22 protein-coding genes are annotated in these 20,356 nt (G+C 41.0%); 12 read left to right on the top strand and 10 right to left on the bottom strand.

Going from position 1 to position 20,356, the window contains the following annotated elements; all coding sequences use genetic code 11:
* Positions 1–9 precede the first annotated feature (9 nt).
* The 6 genes from J4E06_RS15935 to J4E06_RS15910 all read left to right on the top strand — a co-directional run bounded on the left by J4E06_RS15935 (position 10) and on the right by J4E06_RS15910 (position 5,862).
* Positions 10–1,473 carry a NupC/NupG family nucleoside CNT transporter gene (locus tag J4E06_RS15935; protein ID WP_349524987.1) on the top strand — a complete coding sequence of 488 codons (1,464 nt, stop codon included), beginning with the start codon at positions 10–12 and terminating at the stop codon, positions 1,471–1,473.
* 516 nt (positions 1,474–1,989) lie between these two features.
* Positions 1,990–2,814 (top strand): thymidylate synthase, encoded by an 825-nt coding sequence (locus tag J4E06_RS15930; protein WP_349525024.1) that lies wholly within the window; start codon positions 1,990–1,992, stop codon positions 2,812–2,814.
* 303 nt (positions 2,815–3,117) lie between these two features.
* Complete coding sequence (locus tag J4E06_RS15925) at positions 3,118–3,888, top strand: HNH endonuclease (protein WP_349524986.1); 771 nt, start codon at positions 3,118–3,120, stop codon at positions 3,886–3,888.
* Between the two features lie 302 nt (positions 3,889–4,190).
* Positions 4,191–4,619: a Dabb family protein gene (locus J4E06_RS15920; protein WP_349524985.1), complete on the top strand. Its 429-nt coding sequence runs from the start codon at positions 4,191–4,193 to the stop codon at positions 4,617–4,619.
* A 66-nt stretch (positions 4,620–4,685) separates the two neighbouring features.
* Positions 4,686–5,519, top strand: a complete 834-nt coding sequence (locus J4E06_RS15915) for an alpha/beta hydrolase (RefSeq protein ID WP_349524984.1) — start codon at positions 4,686–4,688, stop codon at positions 5,517–5,519.
* Positions 5,520–5,673: 154 nt separating this feature from the next.
* Positions 5,674–5,862: a hypothetical protein gene (locus J4E06_RS15910; protein WP_349524983.1), complete on the top strand. Its 189-nt coding sequence runs from the start codon at positions 5,674–5,676 to the stop codon at positions 5,860–5,862.
* Between the two features lie 228 nt (positions 5,863–6,090).
* On the opposite strand, the gene J4E06_RS15905 is transcribed toward J4E06_RS15910, so the two are convergent.
* Together J4E06_RS15905 and J4E06_RS15900 are read right to left on the bottom strand one after the other, a co-directional pair.
* Complete coding sequence (locus J4E06_RS15905) at positions 6,091–6,387, bottom strand: isoamylase early set domain-containing protein (RefSeq protein WP_349524982.1); 297 nt, start codon at positions 6,385–6,387, stop codon at positions 6,091–6,093.
* Between the two features lie 157 nt (positions 6,388–6,544).
* Positions 6,545–7,624: an aminotransferase class V-fold PLP-dependent enzyme gene (locus tag J4E06_RS15900; RefSeq protein ID WP_349524981.1), complete on the bottom strand. Its 1,080-nt coding sequence runs from the start codon at positions 7,622–7,624 to the stop codon at positions 6,545–6,547.
* 54 nt (positions 7,625–7,678) lie between these two features.
* Between J4E06_RS15900 and J4E06_RS15895 the strand changes: the two genes are divergently transcribed.
* On the top strand, positions 7,679–8,071 hold the full coding sequence (locus J4E06_RS15895) for a 2TM domain-containing protein (protein WP_349524980.1): 393 nt from the start codon (positions 7,679–7,681) through the stop codon (positions 8,069–8,071).
* The gene (locus J4E06_RS15890) at positions 8,068–8,559 is read left to right on the top strand and encodes a dihydrofolate reductase (protein ID WP_349524979.1); all 492 of its coding nucleotides are present in this window, start codon (positions 8,068–8,070) and stop codon (positions 8,557–8,559) included. Before J4E06_RS15895 ends, J4E06_RS15890 begins: the two co-directional genes overlap by 4 nt.
* Before the next feature lie 44 nt (positions 8,560–8,603).
* Here J4E06_RS15890 and murI read toward each other — a convergent pair whose 3' ends face one another.
* The 8 genes from murI to J4E06_RS15850 all read right to left on the bottom strand — a co-directional run bounded on the left by murI (position 8,604) and on the right by J4E06_RS15850 (position 16,661).
* Positions 8,604–9,383, bottom strand: coding sequence for a glutamate racemase (gene murI / locus J4E06_RS15885; protein WP_349524978.1), 780 nt, complete (start codon positions 9,381–9,383; stop codon positions 8,604–8,606).
* A gap of 85 nt (positions 9,384–9,468) precedes the next feature.
* Complete coding sequence (locus J4E06_RS15880; protein ID WP_349524977.1) at positions 9,469–9,978, bottom strand: OmpH/Skp family outer membrane protein; 510 nt, start codon at positions 9,976–9,978, stop codon at positions 9,469–9,471.
* A gap of 49 nt (positions 9,979–10,027) precedes the next feature.
* Complete coding sequence (locus J4E06_RS15875) at positions 10,028–10,849, bottom strand: OmpH/Skp family outer membrane protein (protein ID WP_349524976.1); 822 nt, start codon at positions 10,847–10,849, stop codon at positions 10,028–10,030.
* A gap of 99 nt (positions 10,850–10,948) precedes the next feature.
* Positions 10,949–13,612, bottom strand: coding sequence for a BamA/OMP85 family outer membrane protein (locus J4E06_RS15870; protein WP_349524975.1), 2,664 nt, complete (start codon positions 13,610–13,612; stop codon positions 10,949–10,951).
* Positions 13,584–14,324 (bottom strand): undecaprenyl pyrophosphate synthase, encoded by a 741-nt coding sequence (uppS, locus tag J4E06_RS15865; RefSeq protein WP_349524974.1) that lies wholly within the window; start codon positions 14,322–14,324, stop codon positions 13,584–13,586. The genes J4E06_RS15870 and uppS overlap by 29 nt, the downstream gene beginning before the upstream one ends.
* Before the next feature lies 1 nt (position 14,325).
* Positions 14,326–15,009: a type IX secretion system protein PorG gene (gene porG / locus J4E06_RS15860; protein ID WP_349524973.1), complete on the bottom strand. Its 684-nt coding sequence runs from the start codon at positions 15,007–15,009 to the stop codon at positions 14,326–14,328.
* Positions 15,010–15,121: 112 nt separating this feature from the next.
* Positions 15,122–16,003 carry an NAD kinase gene (locus tag J4E06_RS15855; protein ID WP_349524972.1) on the bottom strand — a complete coding sequence of 294 codons (882 nt, stop codon included), beginning with the start codon at positions 16,001–16,003 and terminating at the stop codon, positions 15,122–15,124.
* 1 nt (position 16,004) lies between these two features.
* On the bottom strand, positions 16,005–16,661 hold the full coding sequence (locus J4E06_RS15850) for a CBS domain-containing protein (RefSeq protein ID WP_349524971.1): 657 nt from the start codon (positions 16,659–16,661) through the stop codon (positions 16,005–16,007).
* An 86-nt stretch (positions 16,662–16,747) separates the two neighbouring features.
* Here J4E06_RS15850 and J4E06_RS15845 point away from each other — a divergent pair, with 86 nt between their 5' ends.
* From J4E06_RS15845 to J4E06_RS15830, 4 genes are all read left to right on the top strand, one after another.
* Positions 16,748–17,464, top strand: a complete 717-nt coding sequence (locus J4E06_RS15845; RefSeq protein ID WP_349524970.1) for a pyridoxine 5'-phosphate synthase — start codon at positions 16,748–16,750, stop codon at positions 17,462–17,464.
* Positions 17,464–18,234, top strand: a complete 771-nt coding sequence (locus tag J4E06_RS15840) for an alpha/beta fold hydrolase (protein ID WP_349524967.1) — start codon at positions 17,464–17,466, stop codon at positions 18,232–18,234. The genes J4E06_RS15845 and J4E06_RS15840 overlap by 1 nt, the downstream gene beginning before the upstream one ends.
* A gap of 137 nt (positions 18,235–18,371) precedes the next feature.
* Positions 18,372–19,871 carry a G-D-S-L family lipolytic protein gene (locus tag J4E06_RS15835; protein WP_349524966.1) on the top strand — a complete coding sequence of 500 codons (1,500 nt, stop codon included), beginning with the start codon at positions 18,372–18,374 and terminating at the stop codon, positions 19,869–19,871.
* Between the two features lie 76 nt (positions 19,872–19,947).
* A complete protein-coding gene (locus tag J4E06_RS15830; RefSeq protein ID WP_349524964.1) occupies positions 19,948–20,292 on the top strand; it encodes a phage holin family protein in 345 nt (114 codons plus the stop codon).
* The last annotated feature ends 64 nt before the right edge of the window (positions 20,293–20,356 follow it).

Below are 20,356 nucleotides of genomic sequence, written 5' to 3'. Positions count from 1 at the left end.
ATCACGTACATGGCGAAAAAAACCAAGAGTTTACTGATACTTTTACTCCTTTGTTCGGTCGCTTTTGGCCAAAATTCATTGCCCACAGATTCCCTTAACGTTGCCATCGGCTCCACTCTTACGGAGAACATAGCCCAACACGAAGCGGCGGAAATCATTCCCAACCAAGGTTTTACCATCAATACCTTGTTACGGGGTGCTTTGGGTATGGCTGTACTTGTCTTTATTTCATTTTTGTTCAGCTCCAACCGCAGGGCCATCAACTGGAAAACGGTCGGGATTGGATTAGCTCTTCAACTCCTATTGGCAATTGGAATTTTAAAAGTTCCTTCTATTCAATTAATATTTGATTTATTAGGTAAATTTTTTAATGAAATTTTAAATTTCACTTTGGCTGGTAGTGAGTTTATGTTTGGAAACCTCATAGACTTATCCAATCCAAACATCGGTTACATTTTTGCTTTTCAGATTTTACCCACAATTGTGTTCTTTTCGGCCTTGACCTCTGTTCTTTATTATTTTGGTATCATACAAAGAGTTGTCAAAACCTTGGCATGGTTGCTAACCAAATCTTTGGGTATTTCAGGAGCAGAGAGCTTATCAATAGCTGGTAATATTTTCTTAGGACAAACAGAGGCACCTTTGCTCATCAAAGCCTATTTGGAGAAAATGAACAAATCTGAAATTCTTTTGGTGATGATCGGCGGCATGGCCACCGTGGCGGGAGGTGTTTTGGCGGCCTATATTGGATTTTTAGGTGGGTCGGACGAGGCATTGCGTATTGAATTTGCACGGCATTTAATTGCTGCTTCGGTAATGGCAGCACCGGGCGCCATTGTCATTTCAAAAATATTGCACCCACAAACTGAGTCAATTAATAAAGACATCAAAATCTCAGAAAGCAAATTTGGAAGCAATGTGCTGGATGCAATTTCCAACGGGACAACGGAAGGAGTAAAGTTGGCAGTCAATGTTGGCGCTATGCTTTTAATATTCGTGGCATTTATTGCTATGATTAATGGTGGCTTTGAACTTATTGGTGAAATAGGCTCTTTAAATAATTGGATTGCCAACAATACACCTTACGATAAATTATCATTAGAAGCCATTTTAGGAACCATATTCGCCCCTTTAATGTGGTTAATTGGTGTTGGTAATGAAGACCTGCTATTTATGGGACAACTTCTTGGAATTAAGCTTGTCGCAAGCGAGTTTATTGCCTACGAACAACTTGCCCTTTTAAAAAATACAGCAACTATGCCTAATCTTTATTACAACAAATCCGTGATTATGGCCACGTATATGCTCTGTGGTTTTGCAAACTTCGCATCCATCGGCATTCAAATTGGTGGTATTGGCTCTTTGGCCCCGGGTCAGCGTAAGGTGTTATCCTCTTTTGGAATGAAAGCTGTTTTAGGCGGATCGCTGGCTTCCTTATTGTCCGCTACCATTGCCGGGATGATTTTGGGATAATTTGATTGAAGAATAGAGCGTCAGTTCGAGTTTTTTCAAAGAAAAAGTATCGAGAACAAGCATTAAATGAATGAAAAACCGACTCTCGATACAATTTTTCTACGTTTGCACTCGAAAAATCACTCGAGTTGACATATTTCGTACCAACTGCTTTACACACATCCTTCATATTTTATCATCAACCCCCCATCACAATGACCTCAAACCAGTTAATAAACTTTTCATAAGTCTTTTGGATTTTAGTTTTAAAAACCTACCCATTAGAGTAATTTCGATGGATTGATTTTTTGTCATATCGAGCTGTTACCCTGAGCGCAGTCGAAGGGGCGTCGAGATATCTTGGATTTCTCCTCATTTCATTCGTTCGAAATGACATAAGAAAACATTCAAAAAATATAAAAAGACGTCAGTTTGAGTGAAATTCTGAAAATGGATTTTGTACCGAAAACTGATTTCTCGATACGGCTTCAGCAAGCTGAAACCACTCGAAATGACATTAGTAACGGAACAGACAGCATGAAACAGTACCACGATCTTCTTAAACACGTATTGGAGCACGGGAACCAAAAAGGCGACCGTACTGGAACAGGAACCTTGAGCGTTTTTGGGTATCAAATGCGGTTCGACCTCTCCGAGGGTTTCCCCATGGTGACCACCAAAAAATTGCACCTCAAATCCATTATCCACGAACTTTTGTGGTTTTTAAAGGGGGATACCAATGTGGCCTATCTGCAAGAGAATGGCGTACGTATTTGGAACGAGTGGGCCGATGAAAACGGTGATTTGGGCCCAGTGTACGGACACCAATGGCGCAATTGGAACAGCGAGGAAATCGATCAGATCAAAGAAGTGGTCGAGACTTTAAAGAGCAATCCGAACAGTCGTAGAATGTTGGTTTCTGCATGGAATCCCAGCGTAATGCCGGACACTTCGGTATCTTTTGCGGAAAATGTGGCCAACGGAAAGGCCGCTCTCCCACCCTGCCATGCCTTTTTTCAGTTTTATGTTGCGGATGGCAAACTTTCCTGCCAACTGTACCAACGTAGTGCGGACATCTTTTTGGGCGTACCGTTTAATATTGCGTCTTACGCCTTGTTCACCTTAATGATGGCACAAGTTTGTGGTTACCAGCCGGGAGAGTTTATCCACACCTTTGGTGATGCCCACATTTACAACAACCATATGGAGCAGGTGGAACTACAATTGAGCCGTGACCCACGACCCTTGCCCACTATGCAACTGAACCCCGAAGTAAAGGACATTTTCTCTTTTACCTTTGAGGATTTTGAGCTCTTGAACTACGACCCGCATCCGCATATTAAGGGGGTGGTTGCGGTTTGAGACTATAAATAGTTTCAATTTATATTGAGCGCATATATATTTCTTAAATACCTACAAAAACTAGTTATAGTTAATTTGGAAAGATAATTATCTTTTATGGCTAATTTGTAGGAGTCTATAAAAAGAAAATATGTTAAATTTTAATGAAATAATAACCTACAATGACCAACCTTTGACTTGTCCAAGTTGTGGGAATAGAACAGAAATAGTTTTAGATTTATCGCACACCATTGAACAAACACAAATCCATAAATGCTTATCGCACATGTGTGAGTGTAAATTTGTCACTCAAAAAGATAGTCAATGAAAAAGGGACAAAAATTATGGACGAGGGAGGAATTGATTTTAGCAATAAATCTTTATTGCAAGTTACCTTTCGGTAGATTACATAGAACAAATCCTGAAGTTATACATATAGCCGAATTAATTGGAAGAACACCAAATGCAGTAGCGTATAAATTAGTGAATTTTGCAAGTCTCGACCCAAGCCTACAAGCTAGGGGAATCAAAGGAGCATCCAATTCCAGTAAACTTGATGAGGCAATTTGGAATGAATTTTATAATAATTGGGAGGAGCTTCCATTTGAAAGTGAAAAATTATTATCAAAATTTGAAGACAAACCTATTGAAGAGTTAAATCACATTGACACTAAAAGTTTACCTAAAGGAAAAGAAAGAGAAAGAGTTGTAAAAATCAGAGTCAATCAATCATTTTTCAGGAGCTCTATTTTAGCCTCATACAATAGTACTTGTTGTATAACTGGAATTAAACAAAGTGAATTATTAGTTGCTGGACATATTAAACCTTGGAGTCAAGACGAACAAAATAGATTAAATCCAAGAAATGGTATTGCTATCAATGCTTTACATGATAAAGCTTTTGAAAATGGGCTAATTACAATAACACCAGATTACAAGATTAAAATTTCAAATGTGCTTTTAAAAGGCAAAAAATCAGACTCTCTTGAAAAATACTTTTTTCAATACGAGAACAAAGATATTTTCTTACCATCAAAATTTCTACCTGATATTGAATTTCTAAAATATCATAATGAAAACAGATTTCAGCATTAGAGATAATAGATGTAGAAAGCCCCGCTAGCGCGAGCCTCTTGGCTCGTGCCGAGTACAGTAGTCAAAATGTTAAGTGGGTGGAACGAGCGTGACGCTCGCACCAACAACAGGCTCCTTCCTCCACATAAAAATATTTATGCGTCATGCTGAACTGGTTTCAGCATACCATCAATCATGAAAAAAACATATGAGACCCTGAAACAAGTTCAGGGTGACGGTAAAATAGTTGATATACAAGCAGAAACAATTCTAATCAGTAAAATTGTACATTTGATTCAAATCAGTATAAACAAATAATTCCCATGAAAACCACTGCCATCACCCTATTTGCCGCATTGTTATTTGCCAGTTGTGGCGAGCAACCCAAAAAGGAAACCACCGAAAAACAGGAAGAAGAAACTGTGGAAAAAAAAGAAGAAGTAACGGGGCCTCAATTGCGCCACGTAGTATTGTTCAAATTTAAAGACACTTCGTCCGAGGAGGAGGTACAACAAGTGGAAGAAGCCTTTAACGCATTGCCATCAAAAATTTCTGAAATTAAAGGCTATGAATGGGGCACCAACAACAGCCCGGAGAATTTGAACAAAGGACTCACGCATTGCTATTTCTTGACCTTTGCCAGCGAAGAAGACCGAGACACTTATCTTACCCACCCAGACCATGTGGCTTTTGGGGATATTGCAGGTCCTCACATTGCAGATGTAACTGTTGTGGATTACTGGACGGAGTAAACCATAATGCTGAACTTGTTTCAGCATCACATTTACGATAACATTTCGTCCATTAATTGATGAACAATGAAATATTTCTTCGCCTCCCTTTTTTGTGTTCTTCTCGGTCCAACCCAACTCTTATTTAGTCAAGACGGAAACACTATTGAACTGGGCAACACTTTATCGATACACTCGCAGATCCTCAATGAGGATCGCAAACTATTAGTAAGCTTGCCCGATTCTTATCAAGACCCATCCAAAGCCAATTCAACTTATCCGATAATTATTTTATTGGATGGATTTGTTCACTTTAAAACCACTTCTGCCATTGTAGGTTTTATGGGTTCACGTACCAATCGAAACTATTTGATGCCAGAAACTATTGTGGTTGCTATAGAAAATGTAGACCGCGAAAGGGATTTTACAGTTACCAAACTAAAGACGAAGCGGCCAAACACAATGGGCGGAGGCAAAAATTTCCTCAATTTTATTGAAAAAGAATTGATTCCGTTCTTGGATGACAAATACCGAACAACTTCACACCGAACCTTAATCGGCCATTCCCTTGGAGGTTTGTTGACCATTAACGCCTATTTGGACAAAACCAAGCTGTTTGACACCTATTTAGCCATAGACCCCAGTATTTGGTGGGACGAAACTGTTATGCTTGAAAAAGTAAGGAGAACAACACAGGCTTCTATCGGCAAAAAATTGTATTTAGCGACCGCTAACCAAGGAAAAGCCAATTATGAGCGAAACAAAAAGCGACATGATAGCTTCATAGCATTTTTGCAGGAGCGTTGGGGTGAAAAACTAAAGATAAAACAGGACTATTTTGAAAAAGAGGACCATCGTTCTGTTCCACTTCCAGCAATTTACGAAGGGTTAAAATATCTAAACAAGACAGTTGAGCAATAAGAGAAGTCGAATACATGCTATTATAAGCAACCCATGTACCACGTGACAGTCTTATAAAAACTTTTTGGATGTCCGTAATGGGTAATAATATCACTAACGTCACCCTGAACTTGATTCAGGCTCACATAAAGATGCTCATATTTAGCAGGATGAGATGTTGAAACAAGTTCAACATGACGCCAAAAAAACCCATTATGACATTAAACGGATAATCAGAAAACTGTTATGCTATGAAAAAGCTATTTTCCCTATTGTCGGTGCTGGTTATTATACCTATCAAATCGATGCCAATGATACTACAGAACAATATGGCCGACTCAGCATTTCTTTGGTAGAGGATTGATTACGGAGTAAAATCGAATTCTAAAAACCGTCAATTCAATAAAGTTCCAAAGATATTTCTATCGAGAATCGACTTTGTGGCGCTCGATACGGTTTGCTTTGGTTTCGACTTCGCTCAACCAAAAAATTACTCGAACCAACGAATACAAGTCACAAAATTTGACGGCTAAGTTGAGAGAAAATCACCATCAGTTTTGGGGCTAACCTAACCGATGGTGTACCCAATGTTTTATACTTCCAAAACGGCGTTTTCGGTTCCCGCGTAGTCGTTCCACTGGAAGCGATCGGCCTCGGAGTCGTTGGTGTAATTACCGTCTATCAAATATCTGAACTCGTAGCTGTTCTCCACAGGTAGCTCAAACGTCCCTTTAAAGGTTCCGTTCTTCAATTTCTTTAAGCTGCTTTTTTTAGGGTTCCATTTATTGAAATCTCCAACTACCGCAACTGTTTTTGCCTCTTCCGCAGGAACTGAAAAAGTCACCTTGCAAACAGGCTTGCTCTTTAGGTATTGTTTCTTAATCGCCATGGTATCAATAATTTTAATTTAGGGACAAAGCAACAGATAAAACCTCTTACTTACAATAAGTTACGTACGATTTATCAAATTGATAAAATGCCCCTAACAATAGGATTACTTTTACAAAAATAAGCACTGATATTTCCTGAAAAATGATTCAGATCATTCAGGACCGCAATATTTTTGCAATGGCCTCGATCTCGTCTTCGGTATTGTACAAATGAAAGCTTAAACGGATGCCACCTCCCCTAGCGGATGCCACTACGTTTTCTTCTGATAATTTATTGAAAAGTTTTTCATTGCCCTTAATATTGAAAATGGTACTATGTTGCTTTCTTTTGATGATGGCTGGTTCCAAAAGATCAAGATCGGAAAAGACGGACATGGCCTTTTTGGACAGTTTTTGCAACTGTGCCTGTACGTCTTCCATACCTATTTCATCCAAAAAATTAACCGCGAACTCCAAGCTTCCAAAGTTGAAGGAATCCAAATGCCCCGGCTCCAAGAATTTACAAAAGGTTATGCTGTTGCGTTTGGATGCATCGTTATCCACGGAACCGTTTCCTATCCCACGAAGCTCAAACTTATCCATCACTTCGTCTTTCACCAGGAAAAAGCCATTGCCGTACCCTGCCAACATCCATTTATAGGCACTGGTTCCCAAAATATCGATACCAGAATCTTTAAAATCAAAAGGTTCTGTGCCGCAATATTGGGTGCCGTCGGCCAAAATCACCAGGTTGGGAAACTCTTTTTTTAGATCTTTCAGAAAATCAAAGTCAATACGAACGCCATCCACCCATTGCACCAAACTGAATGCAAGAATATCCACATCGCCCTTTTTGACTTTGGAATGTATGCTTTCCTCCATGTGCTCGTCCGCATCCACATAATCCCGCTTAAAATTTCGGGTCTCGAATGGCCAATTCACACTTGGGTAATCTTTATTTACGAGCAACACTTTTTTATCCTTTGGCAACCCTTCCAATAACAGATTGAACCCCAAACTAAAATTCGGGACCAAGGCTACATTTTCCGGTTTACAATTGAAAAATTTCCCAACGGTTTTCTTGATTTCGGGCATGTGGGCAAAACCCTTCATTTTCATTTCGCTGCCACCGATCAGGTAATCGAGGTCGTGCCCTTGTCGCCATTCCATCAAATCTTCGCTCAACAGGCCTGCGGAGGCGGTATTGGCATAAACACATTGGTTAAGAACAGGGAATTTTTTTCTTAAGTTTTGCATGTCGGGATTTTTGGATACAATTCAGTTATCTTTGTTGATAAAGATAGCCATTCCATGTTGTCATTTGGTAAAAAGAAGAAGCCGGAAATAGATTTGGAGCAACACGAACTTTTGGAGTATGCCCATAAACGCATCAAACAAAAGAAAAGGTTGTTCATCCACTGTGTGATTTTTTTGATCGGCAGTATTTTTATGATTCTGGCCAATAAGGTCCTCAAATACGGTGAGCCTTACGATTGGTCCATTTGGATTGTTTGCGCATGGTCTTTTATACTTACCCTGCACACCTTCAATGTTTTTGTAACCTACAAGTTTATGGGCCAAAATTGGGAGCGCCAGCAGCGGGAACGATTGGTAAATCTTCAAAAGAAACGTATCGGCGAAATCCAAAAGGAAATAGAAACAGACTTTCCGCTTTCCAAAATCAATAAAAAAAAAGATCAGTGAAGCGATTGATCATTATTGCGGCCGCGGGCGAAAACAATGCCTTGGGCAAGGACAACGACTTGGTTTGGCATTTACCGGACGATTTTAAGCGTTTTAAAAATATGACCTCCGGGCACAAAATAATCATGGGCAGAAAGACCTTAGAGAGCTTTCCCAAACCTTTGCCGAACCGAACGCACATTGCCATTACCCGAGATGAAGATTATACACCCAAATTCCCTTGCACCATTGTGCACTCCATTGGTGAAGCCATTGGTTTAGTGGATGACAATGAAACGGCTTTTATTATTGGTGGTGGTAAAATTTATAAACAATCCATGGCCATTGCCACGGACATAGAGCTCACACGGGTACATGGCACTTTTGAGGCCGATGCTTTTTTTCCTGAAATTGATAAGGACCAATGGGAATTGGTAAACGAGGAATATCATCCAAAGGATGATAGGCACAAATATGCATTTACGTATTTAACCTACCGAAGAAAGTAAGCTTGTTTGGATTCCCGTTTCACGGGAATGACAGTTTCATTCTATTAGAAATCCAGGTAGGCAACTTGAGCAGTCGGTCGGTCAACCAAATCTTTTAGAACCTCAACATCGGCATTGGTGTAAAAGATATGCTCTGGGTCACCATCAAAATCTGAAAGTAGTTGGTGTTGCTCCAAAACGGCCTTGGTTTGACGTGCTACGGCTTCGCCTGAATCTATGATGTTGATATGCTCTGGCAATATATCCTTAAGCACTGGCATCAAGTACGGGTAATGGGTGCAACCAAGCACCAAACAATCTATGTTTTGATCGAGCATGGGCTGCAAAAAGCCCCTTAGGAGCGTTTTCATTTCTTTGGATTGTATTTTACCAGCCTCTATGAGCTCCACCAGCCCTTTACCCTCTTGTTCCAGCACGGTGATTCCTTCCGCGAAGAGTTTGGAAGTATTGTGAAACAAACTGCTGGAGAGTGTCCCCTTGGTGGCCAAAACCCCCACTTTTTTGGTTTTGGTATGAAGGGCCGCAGGTTTTATGGCGGGCTCTATTCCAATAAAGGGAACATTGTAGTGGGAACGAAGATAATCTATGGCGTTTGTTGTGGCGGTATTACAGGCCACCAGAACAATTTTACAGCCTTGACCCAGTAAATACTCCGTATTCTTGATACTTAGCCTTAGAATCTCTTCTTTTGATTTTTCACCATAGGGAGCATTGGCGCTATCGGCCAAATAAATGGTTCTTTCGTTGGGAAGCATCTTTGTTACCTCTTTCCAAATGGAAGTGCCCCCTACGCCTGAGTCGAAAATTCCTATCGGTTTTGGCATGATTAAAAATAACGTCTTAAATTTTTATGGCATAAAAAAACCGCTTTAATTAAAGCGGTTTTTTTGAATCTTGTAAAATCACGGTTTAGAAACCCAACTCTTGCTTTACTTCTTGCAAAAGGTCCGGTCCTTTGGATACGATCAGGCTCAACCCTGGGCTGGCATCGATTACGTAATCATACCCTTTGGCCGCCGCTACTTTTTCGATGGCTGCTTTTGCTTTATCGGAAATTGGTGCAAACAGCTCTTGCTGCTTTTTCTGCATTTCTTGCATGGCAGCTTGCTCAGCTTCTTGAATGTTTTGTTCGAACCCTTGAAGCTCTACCGCTCTTTGCTCGTTTTCCTCCCTTGTTTTGGAAGTGGCTTCGTTCTGGTATTGGGTATACTTGTTTTGAAGCTCTGTCATAGAGCTTTGAATGTCTGCCCTGTAGGTTTCTTGTAATTTCTTCAATTCAGCTTGTGCAGCCTTCATCTCCGGCATTTCAGACAATAGTTGCTGTACATTAATGTGTGCAATCTTGCTCTGCGCGTTTACAAAACCCGTAGCCGCAACAAACAATACTAGGGCTACAGCAATCCTTTTTACATTTTTCATGATTCTCAACGTTACTTTTTTGACTTTAAATTTAGTGTTTCAATATAAACTATCCTATTGAATCCTTTTGTTGTTCTTGCGCTTTTTTTCGCTCTTCCAGTTTGGCTTTCCGCTGGGCTTCGCGCTCTTCCAATAATTTTTTTCTTCGTTCTTCGTATGCTTTTTTACGCTCTTCGCGTTCCTTTAGTTTTTGGGCTCTTCGTTCTTCGGCTGCCTTCTCTCTCTCCTCCGCTGCATCTGCGGCTTGTTCCTGCCGCTCTTTTAGTGCGTCACTGATTTCGTCCTCTTCTTCTTGGAACTGCTCCAAGCGGCTTTGCTGCTCTTGTTTTTTGTTGGATGCACTAATTTTTCTGGTTCGCCCTATTTCCCTTAAAACCAAGTCACTGATATCGTGTCTTTTTTCGGAGTACAACATTACAACATCTGCGGATTTATCAAAAATAAAATCGTATCTTTTATTGGTTCCGATTTTTTGTACTTCGTTGAAAACCTGATCCTGAATAGGCTGTATTAAAAGTTGTTTTTGCAGCACTAAATCTCCTTGCGGCCCAAATCGGTCTTGTTGATAATCCAGCATTTCTTTTTCGAGAATCTGGATTTCTTCTTCCCGCTCCAAAATAAGCTCATCGGTCAAAAGCACTTTTTCCGCCATTAAATCTTTTTTCATTTGATCAATGACACTTTGCTTCAGTTCGATTTCCTGCTTCCACTTTTGGGCCTTGGCGTCCAATTGTTCGGTGGCATCCCTATACTCCTCTACATTTTCAAGGATGTATTCCATATCTACATATCCTATCCGAACTCCTCTTTGGGAGAACCCATAAAAGGACGACATTAAAACAACTGCCAATAAAAGAACTTTGGTATTCATCTTTGATTCCGCATTTTACATAGAAAATATCGTGCCAAAATTACTAATTTATTTAAAATGAACCATTTACAAATTAGCAAAACACGTTGTTTTCATAAATTAAAACTGCTGCCCGATGATGAAGTGTGTTTGCCAGCCGCTTGGTCCCACGGATCCTGGACGGGCATCGGGATCGAAGCCATAACCAAAATCAATTCCCAAGAGTCCGAATGCCGGCATAAAAATACGTAGCCCCACTCCGGCAGATCTTTTTAACTCAAACGGATTATAATCATTAAAATTGTTGAAGGCGTTACCTGCCTCCAAAAAAGACAGTGCATAAATGGATGCAGATGGCTTTAACGTAAGTGGATATCGAAGCTCCAAAGAAAACTTATTGTAAATAGTTCCTCCATCTTGCTCCAACCTTCCCGTAACAGGGTTAACATCATAAGGTGTGATGGATTGGTTGTCGTAACCACGGAGCTGTACGACATCCCTACCATCCAGAGTAAAGTTTCCGAGCCCGTCTCCCCCAACATAAAAACGTTCAAAGGGAACGTTTCCTATATCGTGGTTATAAGCGCCCAAGAATCCAAATTCTGCATTGGTTCGAAGTACGAGTTTATCCACTAGGGTGGTATACCAATCGCCTTTGAACTTGATCTTGTAGTATTCCAATAGTTTGAACCTTTCTTCTTCCAAACGCTCCAAATCGTTGCTCAGCTGTTGGGCCTCGAGTTGCTCCTCTACTGTAGAAGGATCGCCAATTTCGATAAGTCTTTCGGTCGTCGCATCTATATCTTCTTTTATCTGTCCGAAATCTTTGCTACTAAAAAGCGAATAAGGAGGTGTAAGCTTTGCCGTGAACTCAAAGTTAGACCCTGTCATTGGGAAAATTCTACTTGGTCCCTGGGAACTTCTCGACAATCCAAAGGTGTAACTTAGAGAGTTGGAACTACCATTCCCAAAGTTAAAGATCCCACTTCTATAATCGTTAAAGTCGTACAACTGGTAACTTACCGAATGTGACAAGGTAAAGTAGTCATCTGGCCACTGTACCCTTTTTGCCAAACCAGCTGTAATCCCCGTAATGGCAAACCCTCTGGATTTATCAACATCCAATCTACCATTTTGATCAAAACCGGTGGCAAACTGCTGTGTTCTTGATAGGGACAAATTAAACCTTACGGGTTTTTTACCCCCTAACCAAGGTTCCGCAAAATTCAAACTATATACACGGAAGGTCCTACTTGCCTGTAATCGCAGGGAGAAGGTTTGCCCATCACCCATGGGTACCGGTTTATAGGCTTCTTTGTTGAAAAGGTTCTTTATGGAGAAGTTACTGAATGAAAGTCCCAACGTACCTATAAAACCTCCACCTCCGAAACCACCTTGCAGTTCAATTTGGCTGGAGCCCGATTCCACCAGACTATAGTTTACATCTACGGTACCGGCGTTAGGGTCTGGGTTAATGATATCCGGAACGATTTGCTCGGCATCAAAGAATCCAAGTTGCCCCAGTTCCCTGATGGTTCTTACGATATTGGACTTACTATATTTTTGCCCTGGCCTGGTTCGAATCTCCCTATAGATTACATGGTCGTTCGTCTTATCGTTACCGGAAACGGTCACGTGATCCAAGAAAGTCTCCTTGCCCTCAATGATTCGTATTTCAAAATCAATGGTATCGTTTACGGCGGAAACCTCAACCGGGTTAATGCTGGAGAACAAATAACCATTGTTCTGATAGAGATTTGTCAAATCCTGTGCATCTGGGTCGGAATCGTCTGCTATGCGCTCTTTTAACAATACCCCGTTATATGTATCACCTTTCTTGATGCCAAGCGCTTGGCTCAACATTCTATCGGTATACACGGAGTTTCCAACAAAATCAATTTCACCAAAATAGTACCTGTTACCTTCTTCGACCTCAACGGTCAACTCAATATTTTTTTCATCCAATTTCACAAAGGTATCGGACAGTATCCGTGCATCCCTGTAACCTCGTTCTGCATAGGTATCGATTAAATTATCAAGATCTTCTTGGTAATCGGCTTCAATGTATTTTGATTTTTTCCAAAACCTAAAGAACTTTTTCTTCTTCGTATTTTTTAGTGATTTTCGAAGCCTTTTGTTGGAAAGTTTTTCGTTACCGACAAAGTTGATATCCTTAATTTTAACCTTATCGCCCTTATTCACATTGATGACCATGTTCTGCGTATTGGTACCCGTGGTATCGGCAGATGTGGCAATACTGACCTTGGCATTCAAGAATCCTTGCTTTTTGTACTTGTTCTGAAGGTAATTCTTGGTGTTGGCAATTAAACTCTCTGTAATTTTCTTGCCTTTTTTAAGGTCGGTATCGTCAAGGATATCTGACACCTTTCTCTTTTTTATACCGTAGACCGTGACGTTGCTCAGGGTAGGACGCTCCGTAATGTTTAACTCCAAAAATATCTGATCGTCCTCTATATTGGTATAGAACATTTCTACATTGCTGAACAGATCGAGGTTCCACAACTTTTTGATCACGGCACTTATTTCATCGCCAGGCACCTTAATGGGCTGCCCAACTCTCAAACCTGTATAGCTCTTTACGGTCTGCTCGTTATAGCTTTGCAGTCCCGTTACGGTCAAACCTCCCAAAATATACTGTTTGCCTTCTTCAAAATCGGTCTCCTGGGCAATACCGTGGGATGAAAATAAAAATAATGGGATAATAAGGGTTGAAAGGATGAAATTTGTAATACCCTTAGTTAAGTTGTTCGCTCGTTTTTCCAAATCGTCGTTCTCTATTTTGGTAACTTAATATGGCCTCTACCAAATGGTTCTCTTTAAAATCGGGCCAAAATACATCAATAAAATATAATTCGGCGTATGCAATCTGCCAAAGTAAAAAATTACTTATCCTGCATTCACCACTTGTGCGGATGAGCAGGTCAACATCGGGCAAAAAATGCGCGTAAAGATGTGTATTTATAACTGTTTCATCAATATTTTCGGGGGAAATTATGTTATTTTTAACTTTGAATGCAATCTCTTGAACCGCGGTTTTAATCTCTTCCCGTGAGCCATAGCTCAATGCCAGGGTGAGGGTCATCCCCGAATTATTTGCTGTTTTGGACATCACCTCGCTCAGCTCTTTATGGACTTTTGTGGGCAATGTTTCTATTTTTCCAATGGCCTTTAACCTTATGTCGTGTTTGTTCAAGGTCTTTAATTCCCTTTTCAGGGCATTGACCAAAAGTCTCATTAGGGTATCCACCTCGTTTTTTGGACGATTCCAATTTTCTGTGGAAAAGGCATATAGGGTTAAAAACGGTATTTGCAGCTTGGCACAACTTTCTACGGTTTTTTTTACCGAATCCACCCCGTTTTCGTGTCCGAACATACGCATTTTACCACGCTGTTTCGCCCACCTACCATTACCGTCCATAATAATGGCAATGTGCTTAGGTAGTTTCTCTTTGTCTACGTCCTCTAGTGTGTGCATTTTATTGAAAACAATCCTGGCAGGGTTTGCGTCCAAAGGTATAAGTTAATGTTATACCTGAAAAGACGTACCAGTCGTCGCTCAATATATTTCCGAATCGGAATTGCTCAAAATTGGAACCTTCTGGGTTACTCGCGTCCAAATTGTCCGTAAAAGTATATCTGGCCCCAATTTCGGCCCCAAGAATCAAAAATTGATTTAAACGATACTTAGCCCCAACCGTCATTGGAATTGCAAAACTACCTTCTTTTTGGTTAATATCCTGCATCTGAAGGGCATCAATATAATTAAAATCGTATCGAAAGTAAGTTACACCTGTGTATAAGTAAGGCGTGAAGGCGGGTCCGAGCTTATGAAGATTGTATTCCACAAAGTTAATTTCCAGTCCTGCCGAGAACTCCAAAATGGAATTGTCCACCTTATAGCCCCTTTGTTGTCTGGATTGCATATTTGATTTGCCATCATCGGCGGTCACTTTGCCATAGAGGACACTTCCCCTCCACGCGTAGCGTTTTCCTTTGTTCCATTTAAAGATTCCTCCAAAAGCGGGTCCTGAAGGCAGGATATAATTGGTCCTTCCCACATCACCTATCATATTGGCGCCCCCGACAAATACACCTATCTCGTAGGTCTGCGCACTTACCTTGATCACACAGCATAGAAAAACAGCCAAAACTATCCGCATACTATCCAAAAAGTTTGAAGAATTAAGAGTAAAGGAAGATCTATAGATTTATATTTAAAGTTGCCCTCCCTTGTTAAACAGTTTTTCGTTCCTTTTATTGTTTTTGATTTAATCAATTGCGCCTATCCTCGCCCCATAGTAATTTATTCCGCAATGTTTTTAAAAAACTTTCGGTATTATATTCAATCATTTTGATTGTAAAATCAGCTTTTTTGATTCGAATTTCCTTACCGTTGGAAATATCGGCAATTCGCGAATCCAAAGACACCAAATGGGTTTCTTCCCTACCGGAAACCTTTAACCTTATCTGTGTATCATCAGAAATCACCAAAGGACGTGCATTGAGATTGTGCGGCGCAATGGGGGTAAGTACCAAGGATTTTGCCGAAGGGGCGATTACCGGGCCGCCACAGCTCAAGGAATACCCTGTTGAGCCCGTAGGTGTGGACACAATAAGTCCATCGGACCAGTAAGAGGTCAAATACTCATCATCCAGCCAAGTTTCCACCGTAATCATCGAAGTAGTATCCTTACGGCTGACAGTTATTTCGTTCAAGGCAAAATTGAGCCCATTGAACTCGTCCAGTTCGGAGTTGAGCTCCACTTCCACCAGGCTGCGTTCTTCTAGGGTATAGTGACCGGCTTCGAATTCGGTGACCAACTTGCGTACATTTTCTTTTTTAAAGGTGGACAAGAATCCCAAACGCCCTGTATTGACGCCTACAATGGGAATGCCAAAGTCCTTGATATAGGTGACGGCGCGCAACATGGTGCCATCGCCACCAAAACTCACGAACATATCGAAAGAAGAATCCAATCCTTTGGATTGGGTAAACGTTCCTTTTACTTGTTCTTGGGTAATTGTGGTCACCAACTTATTGAAATTTTCCTCCACATAAATGGCTGCATCCAACTTCTTCAATTCGTCCAAAAGTTGCTCTACACAAAGCTGGTCCTCTTCTTGAAAAGATTGACCATATATCGCTACCTTCATACTATACGTTAAGATATTTTTCTAAATAGTCGGAACGCTGTTTTAAATCTTCCAAGAACTGGTCGTCGCTGTTTCCGAATACAATGGTGTAGTTGTACCTTCTAAAAGTTTGCGCTACTTCATTCAAACTTTGTGTGCCTACTTTTAAAGTAATTTCAACAATATCGTTCTCAGAGTCAGTAATAAAGGCTCCCAACAATCGGGCATTGTTGCCTTCCACAATTTGTGCAATCTCACTAAAGGAATAGTCCTTAATTCCGATGGACACCACCAAAATGGCGCCCGGCTCTCTAAAGAAAGGAGTGTCTATCAACACATCCACAACATCTTCAAGGTCGTAATACCCAATAATTACACGGTCTTCATCCAAAACGGGCAGTACATTGGCCTCATTTCTCGAGAACATTTCCAAAACGTCCAACCAAGCGGTTTCTTTCCTCACAAAAAAATCTTCCATTTCAAACCTGAAATTGTCGATTGTTTTTTCGGGCTCAAAACAAGGAAGGTCGTTTTCGGAAAGCAACCCCAAGTATGTTCCGTTCTCGATCACCCCAACATGGGAGTATGTGGTTTCCTCGAAAAACGCAATCACATCTTTCAAAGTTTCCGACACTTCAAAAACGGGAACTGTATTGATTATTTTGTCTTGAATCTGCATAACACTTCTATTAGGTGCAAAATACTAATTTAAAATGGCAAAAGGTATGCCGAATTCTTATTTTTGACAATCTAAATAATAACTCCATGACAAAGTTGAGTGTCAACATAAATAAACTCGCAACATTACGAAATTCTAGAGGGGGCAATGTTCCCAATTTGATTACTTCGACCAAGGACATTGAATCTTTTGGCGCAGAGGGCATCACCATCCATCCAAGACCCGATGAACGTCACATTCGCTATCAAGATGCCCGGGATTTAAAAAAAGTGGTCACCACAGAGTACAATATCGAAGGGAACCCAATTCCAAAATTTATTGCTTTAGTCCTCGAAGTAAAGCCCACTCAGGTTACTTTGGTGCCCGATGCCGAAGATGCCATTACCTCCAATGCGGGTTGGGATACCATAAAGCACAGAGATTTCCTAGTTGATGTCATCAAGACCTTCAAAGAAAACGGCATCCGCACCTCCATTTTTGTGGACCCCGATATAGCAATGGTGAAAGGAGCTGCGGAAACGGGTACGGACCGCGTGGAACTCTACACCGAAAGTTTTGCCCATGAATTTGCCAAAGGCAATGGAGAAAGTGGCATTGCCCCCTTTATTGAAGCGGCCAAAATGGCACACGAAGTTGGTCTTGGCCTAAACGCAGGGCACGACCTTAATTTGGACAACATCAAATTCTTTAAAGAGCATGTTCCACATCTTTTAGAGGTATCCATCGGGCACGCCTTAATCTGCGAATCCCTCTATCTGGGTCTTGAAAATGTGGTAAACATGTATTTACATCGATTAAAATAATGGAAATATTACATTCAAAAATATTGGGCAAAGGACAACCTTTTATAATCCTACATGGTTTTTTGGGCATGTCGGACAACTGGAAAACCCTTGGCTCCCAATATTCCGAAAATGGCTTTGAAGTCCATTTGATAGACCAACGGAACCATGGAAAAAGTTTTCATTCCGACGAGTTCAACTATGATATATTGAGCGATGATGTCATCGACTATATGAATCATCACCACATGGAATCTGCCTATGTGATGGGGCATTCCATGGGAGGCAAAACAGCCATGCAACTGGCCACTACACATCCAGAAAGAGTACTCAAATTAATCGTTGCCGATATAGCACCGAAGTATTATCCTCCCCATCACGATTTTATTTTCAACGGGCTCTCTCATTTGGATTTTGATAAAATATCCGATCGTAGGGATGCGGACGATGAGTTGTCCAAACACATCAAAGAAAAAGGAATTAGACAGTTTTTGCTCAAAAACCTGTATTGGGTAGAAAAGGAAAAACTGGGCTTCCGTTTCAATTTTGACGTGCTCAAGGACCGAATGGAGGAAATTGGTGAAAATATAACCCCCAATGCCATTTATGATGGACCTACCCTATTTTTGCGCGGCGACCGTTCGGAATATATCCAACCCACGGACTCGGCCGAAATCAAGAGACACTTTCCCAACGCCGAAATTGAAACCATTGATAAAGCCGGACATTGGCTGCATGCCGAAAATCCAAAACAGTTTTACGAAAAGAGTTTCAACTTTCTGAATTCTTAAAATTCACCCCTTTTTATTATGCATGCATAATTTTTTTGCCCATTTAATTGTCTGTATGGCAAATTTGATATAGATTTGGTTAATTCTGGTTGTTACCAAAACGATTAACATAAACTAACTGAAACAGATTATTTGATATGAAAAAGTTTGATGCCTTTCTCCCATTTCTAGGCTTATTCTTGATTGCATGTGAAGATGATACCCCGATCGACGCACCAGACCCAACTCCCGTTGAATATACTTCCGGGACAGCAGATTTTACGAATTATGTTGCCATCGGCAACTCATTGACCGCAGGTTTCTCCGACAACGCCTTGTTTGAAGATGGACAATTAGCATCTTTTCCAAATATGTTGGCAGGTAATTTTGCCTTAGCGGGAGGCGGAAGTTTTGAAATCCCTCTTATGGCAGATAATTTAGGAGGAATGACACTTGGGGGAAACCCTATAGCTGGCAATAGATTGATTTTATCCTTTTTGGGCGAAAGCCCGGCTCCCGTCGAAGTTGTTGGTCAAGGTTCCACTGAAGTTTCAAACAAACTAACTGGAACTTACAATAATATGGGTGTTCCCGGCTCCAAAAGCTATGAACTATTGGCCCCTGGATATGGTAGCGTAACAGGCGTTGCCATGGGAACCGCCAACCCATATTTCGCAAGATTTTCCTCATCCGAATCCGCAACAGTGATCGGTGATGCAGCTGCTCAGGGTGCAACCTTTTTCACCTTGTGGACAGGAGCAAACGACATCCTTATTTACGCCACCGGAGGTGGGACAGGAGTTGACCAAACTGGTAATTTAGACCCTAGCACCTATTCCAGAAACGATATTACGGACCCTAATGTTTTTGCAGGCTCTTTGGACGCCATGCTACAAGCCATGACCGCAAACGGGGCTGATGGTGTAATTGCCAATTTGCCCAATGTAACAGACATACCTTATTTCACCACGGTGCCACACAATCCCATTCCTTTGGATGAAGCCACTGCAGGATTTTTGAACAGTGCCGAAGCGTATGGTGCCTATAATGCAGGTTTGGCCCAATTACAACAATTGAATCTAATTACCGAAGAGGAATTGGCAAAGCGTACCATTTCATTCTCCCCTGGTGAAGGTAATGCAGTAGTAATCATGGATGAAGATTTAACCGATTTAACAGGCTTCAACCCTGCTTTGACCAATATGAGACAAGCCACAGAAGAAGACCTCATGGTACTAACTTCAAGAAGTTTTATAGGCACCCTAGCCGACCCAAACAACCCAACCTCCATTAATGGAGTCGCCGTTCCTTTAGCCGACCAATGGGTGCTGACACCTGAAGAACAAGCCACCGTGGAAACTGCATTAATGTCCTACAACCAGACCATTGCAGGTTTGGCAACAGCTTACGATCTTGCCTTTGTAGATGCCAATGCATTGTTGAACGAGTTAAAAGAAAATGGATTCCAGCAAGCCGATGGAAGTGTTGTGGATGCCACCTTTGCCACTGGTGGAGGATTTTCACTGGACGGTGTTCACCCATCGCCAAGAGGTTATGCCATTGTTGCGAATGCCTTTGTAGCCGCGATCAACACTAAATACAATTCTAATCTTCCCGATGTAAACCCTTTGAATTACACCGGATTGTATATTGACTAAACAAACATTATTTTCTTTATCTTAAAGGCACCGAAATTCGGTGCCTTTTTTTATTCACTAAAACACTACACAACCTATGAAACTCATTCTAAGACTATTGCTGAATGCCATTGCAGTTGTAATCCTGAGCTACGTATTGCCCGGGGTAGGGGTAGATTCTATGCTAACCGCCATCATTGTAGCCGTAGTACTCAGCATTCTTAATTTCCTGGTAAAACCCATATTGGTCATCTTTACATTGCCAATAACCATACTCACACTGGGACTGTTCCTTTTGGTCATTAATGCAATCATTATACTATTGGCCGCTAATTTGATTGATGGTTTCTATGTGACCAGTTTTTGGTGGGCCATTATTTTTAGTCTTTTGCTATCATTTTTACAGGCGATTTTGCAATCCGTTTTAAAAGAAGATCAATAGAATTCATTTTGTTTGAAAGTCAACGGTTTAAAAACTTGGTGACAACACAAAAAAGCATTACTTT

It is taken from the genome of Allomuricauda sp. NFXS6 (assembly GCF_040148835.1).
Taxonomy (GTDB): Bacteria; Bacteroidota; Bacteroidia; order Flavobacteriales; family Flavobacteriaceae; genus Flagellimonas.
Note: the sequence above shows the minus strand (reverse complement) of the source record. Positions and strands in the feature narration are given on the sequence as shown.

What these genes read in the sequence shown, in the direction of transcription:
- J4E06_RS15935 (WP_349524987.1), top strand. Translation starts at nt 10, where the DNA reads ATGGCGAAAAAAACCAAGAGTTTACTGATACTTTTACTCCTTTGTTCG.
- J4E06_RS15930 (WP_349525024.1), top strand. Translation starts at nt 1,990, where the DNA reads ATGAAACAGTACCACGATCTTCTTAAACACGTATTGGAGCACGGGAAC.
- J4E06_RS15925 (WP_349524986.1), top strand. Translation starts at nt 3,118, where the DNA reads ATGAAAAAGGGACAAAAATTATGGACGAGGGAGGAATTGATTTTAGCA.
- J4E06_RS15920 (WP_349524985.1), top strand. Translation starts at nt 4,191, where the DNA reads ATGAAAACCACTGCCATCACCCTATTTGCCGCATTGTTATTTGCCAGT.
- J4E06_RS15915 (WP_349524984.1), top strand. Translation starts at nt 4,686, where the DNA reads ATGAAATATTTCTTCGCCTCCCTTTTTTGTGTTCTTCTCGGTCCAACC.
- J4E06_RS15910 (WP_349524983.1), top strand. Translation starts at nt 5,674, where the DNA reads ATGTTGAAACAAGTTCAACATGACGCCAAAAAAACCCATTATGACATT.
- J4E06_RS15905 (WP_349524982.1), bottom strand. Translation starts at nt 6,387, where the DNA reads ATGGCGATTAAGAAACAATACCTAAAGAGCAAGCCTGTTTGCAAGGTG.
- J4E06_RS15900 (WP_349524981.1), bottom strand. Translation starts at nt 7,624, where the DNA reads ATGCAAAACTTAAGAAAAAAATTCCCTGTTCTTAACCAATGTGTTTAT.
- J4E06_RS15895 (WP_349524980.1), top strand. Translation starts at nt 7,679, where the DNA reads ATGTTGTCATTTGGTAAAAAGAAGAAGCCGGAAATAGATTTGGAGCAA.
- murI (WP_349524978.1), bottom strand. Translation starts at nt 9,383, where the DNA reads ATGCCAAAACCGATAGGAATTTTCGACTCAGGCGTAGGGGGCACTTCC.
- J4E06_RS15880 (WP_349524977.1), bottom strand. Translation starts at nt 9,978, where the DNA reads ATGAAAAATGTAAAAAGGATTGCTGTAGCCCTAGTATTGTTTGTTGCG.
- J4E06_RS15875 (WP_349524976.1), bottom strand. Translation starts at nt 10,849, where the DNA reads ATGAATACCAAAGTTCTTTTATTGGCAGTTGTTTTAATGTCGTCCTTT.
- uppS (WP_349524974.1), bottom strand. Translation starts at nt 14,324, where the DNA reads ATGCACACACTAGAGGACGTAGACAAAGAGAAACTACCTAAGCACATT.
- porG (WP_349524973.1), bottom strand. Translation starts at nt 15,009, where the DNA reads ATGCGGATAGTTTTGGCTGTTTTTCTATGCTGTGTGATCAAGGTAAGT.
- J4E06_RS15855 (WP_349524972.1), bottom strand. Translation starts at nt 16,003, where the DNA reads ATGAAGGTAGCGATATATGGTCAATCTTTTCAAGAAGAGGACCAGCTT.
- J4E06_RS15850 (WP_349524971.1), bottom strand. Translation starts at nt 16,661, where the DNA reads ATGCAGATTCAAGACAAAATAATCAATACAGTTCCCGTTTTTGAAGTG.
- J4E06_RS15845 (WP_349524970.1), top strand. Translation starts at nt 16,748, where the DNA reads ATGACAAAGTTGAGTGTCAACATAAATAAACTCGCAACATTACGAAAT.
- J4E06_RS15840 (WP_349524967.1), top strand. Translation starts at nt 17,464, where the DNA reads ATGGAAATATTACATTCAAAAATATTGGGCAAAGGACAACCTTTTATA.
- J4E06_RS15835 (WP_349524966.1), top strand. Translation starts at nt 18,372, where the DNA reads ATGAAAAAGTTTGATGCCTTTCTCCCATTTCTAGGCTTATTCTTGATT.
- J4E06_RS15830 (WP_349524964.1), top strand. Translation starts at nt 19,948, where the DNA reads ATGAAACTCATTCTAAGACTATTGCTGAATGCCATTGCAGTTGTAATC.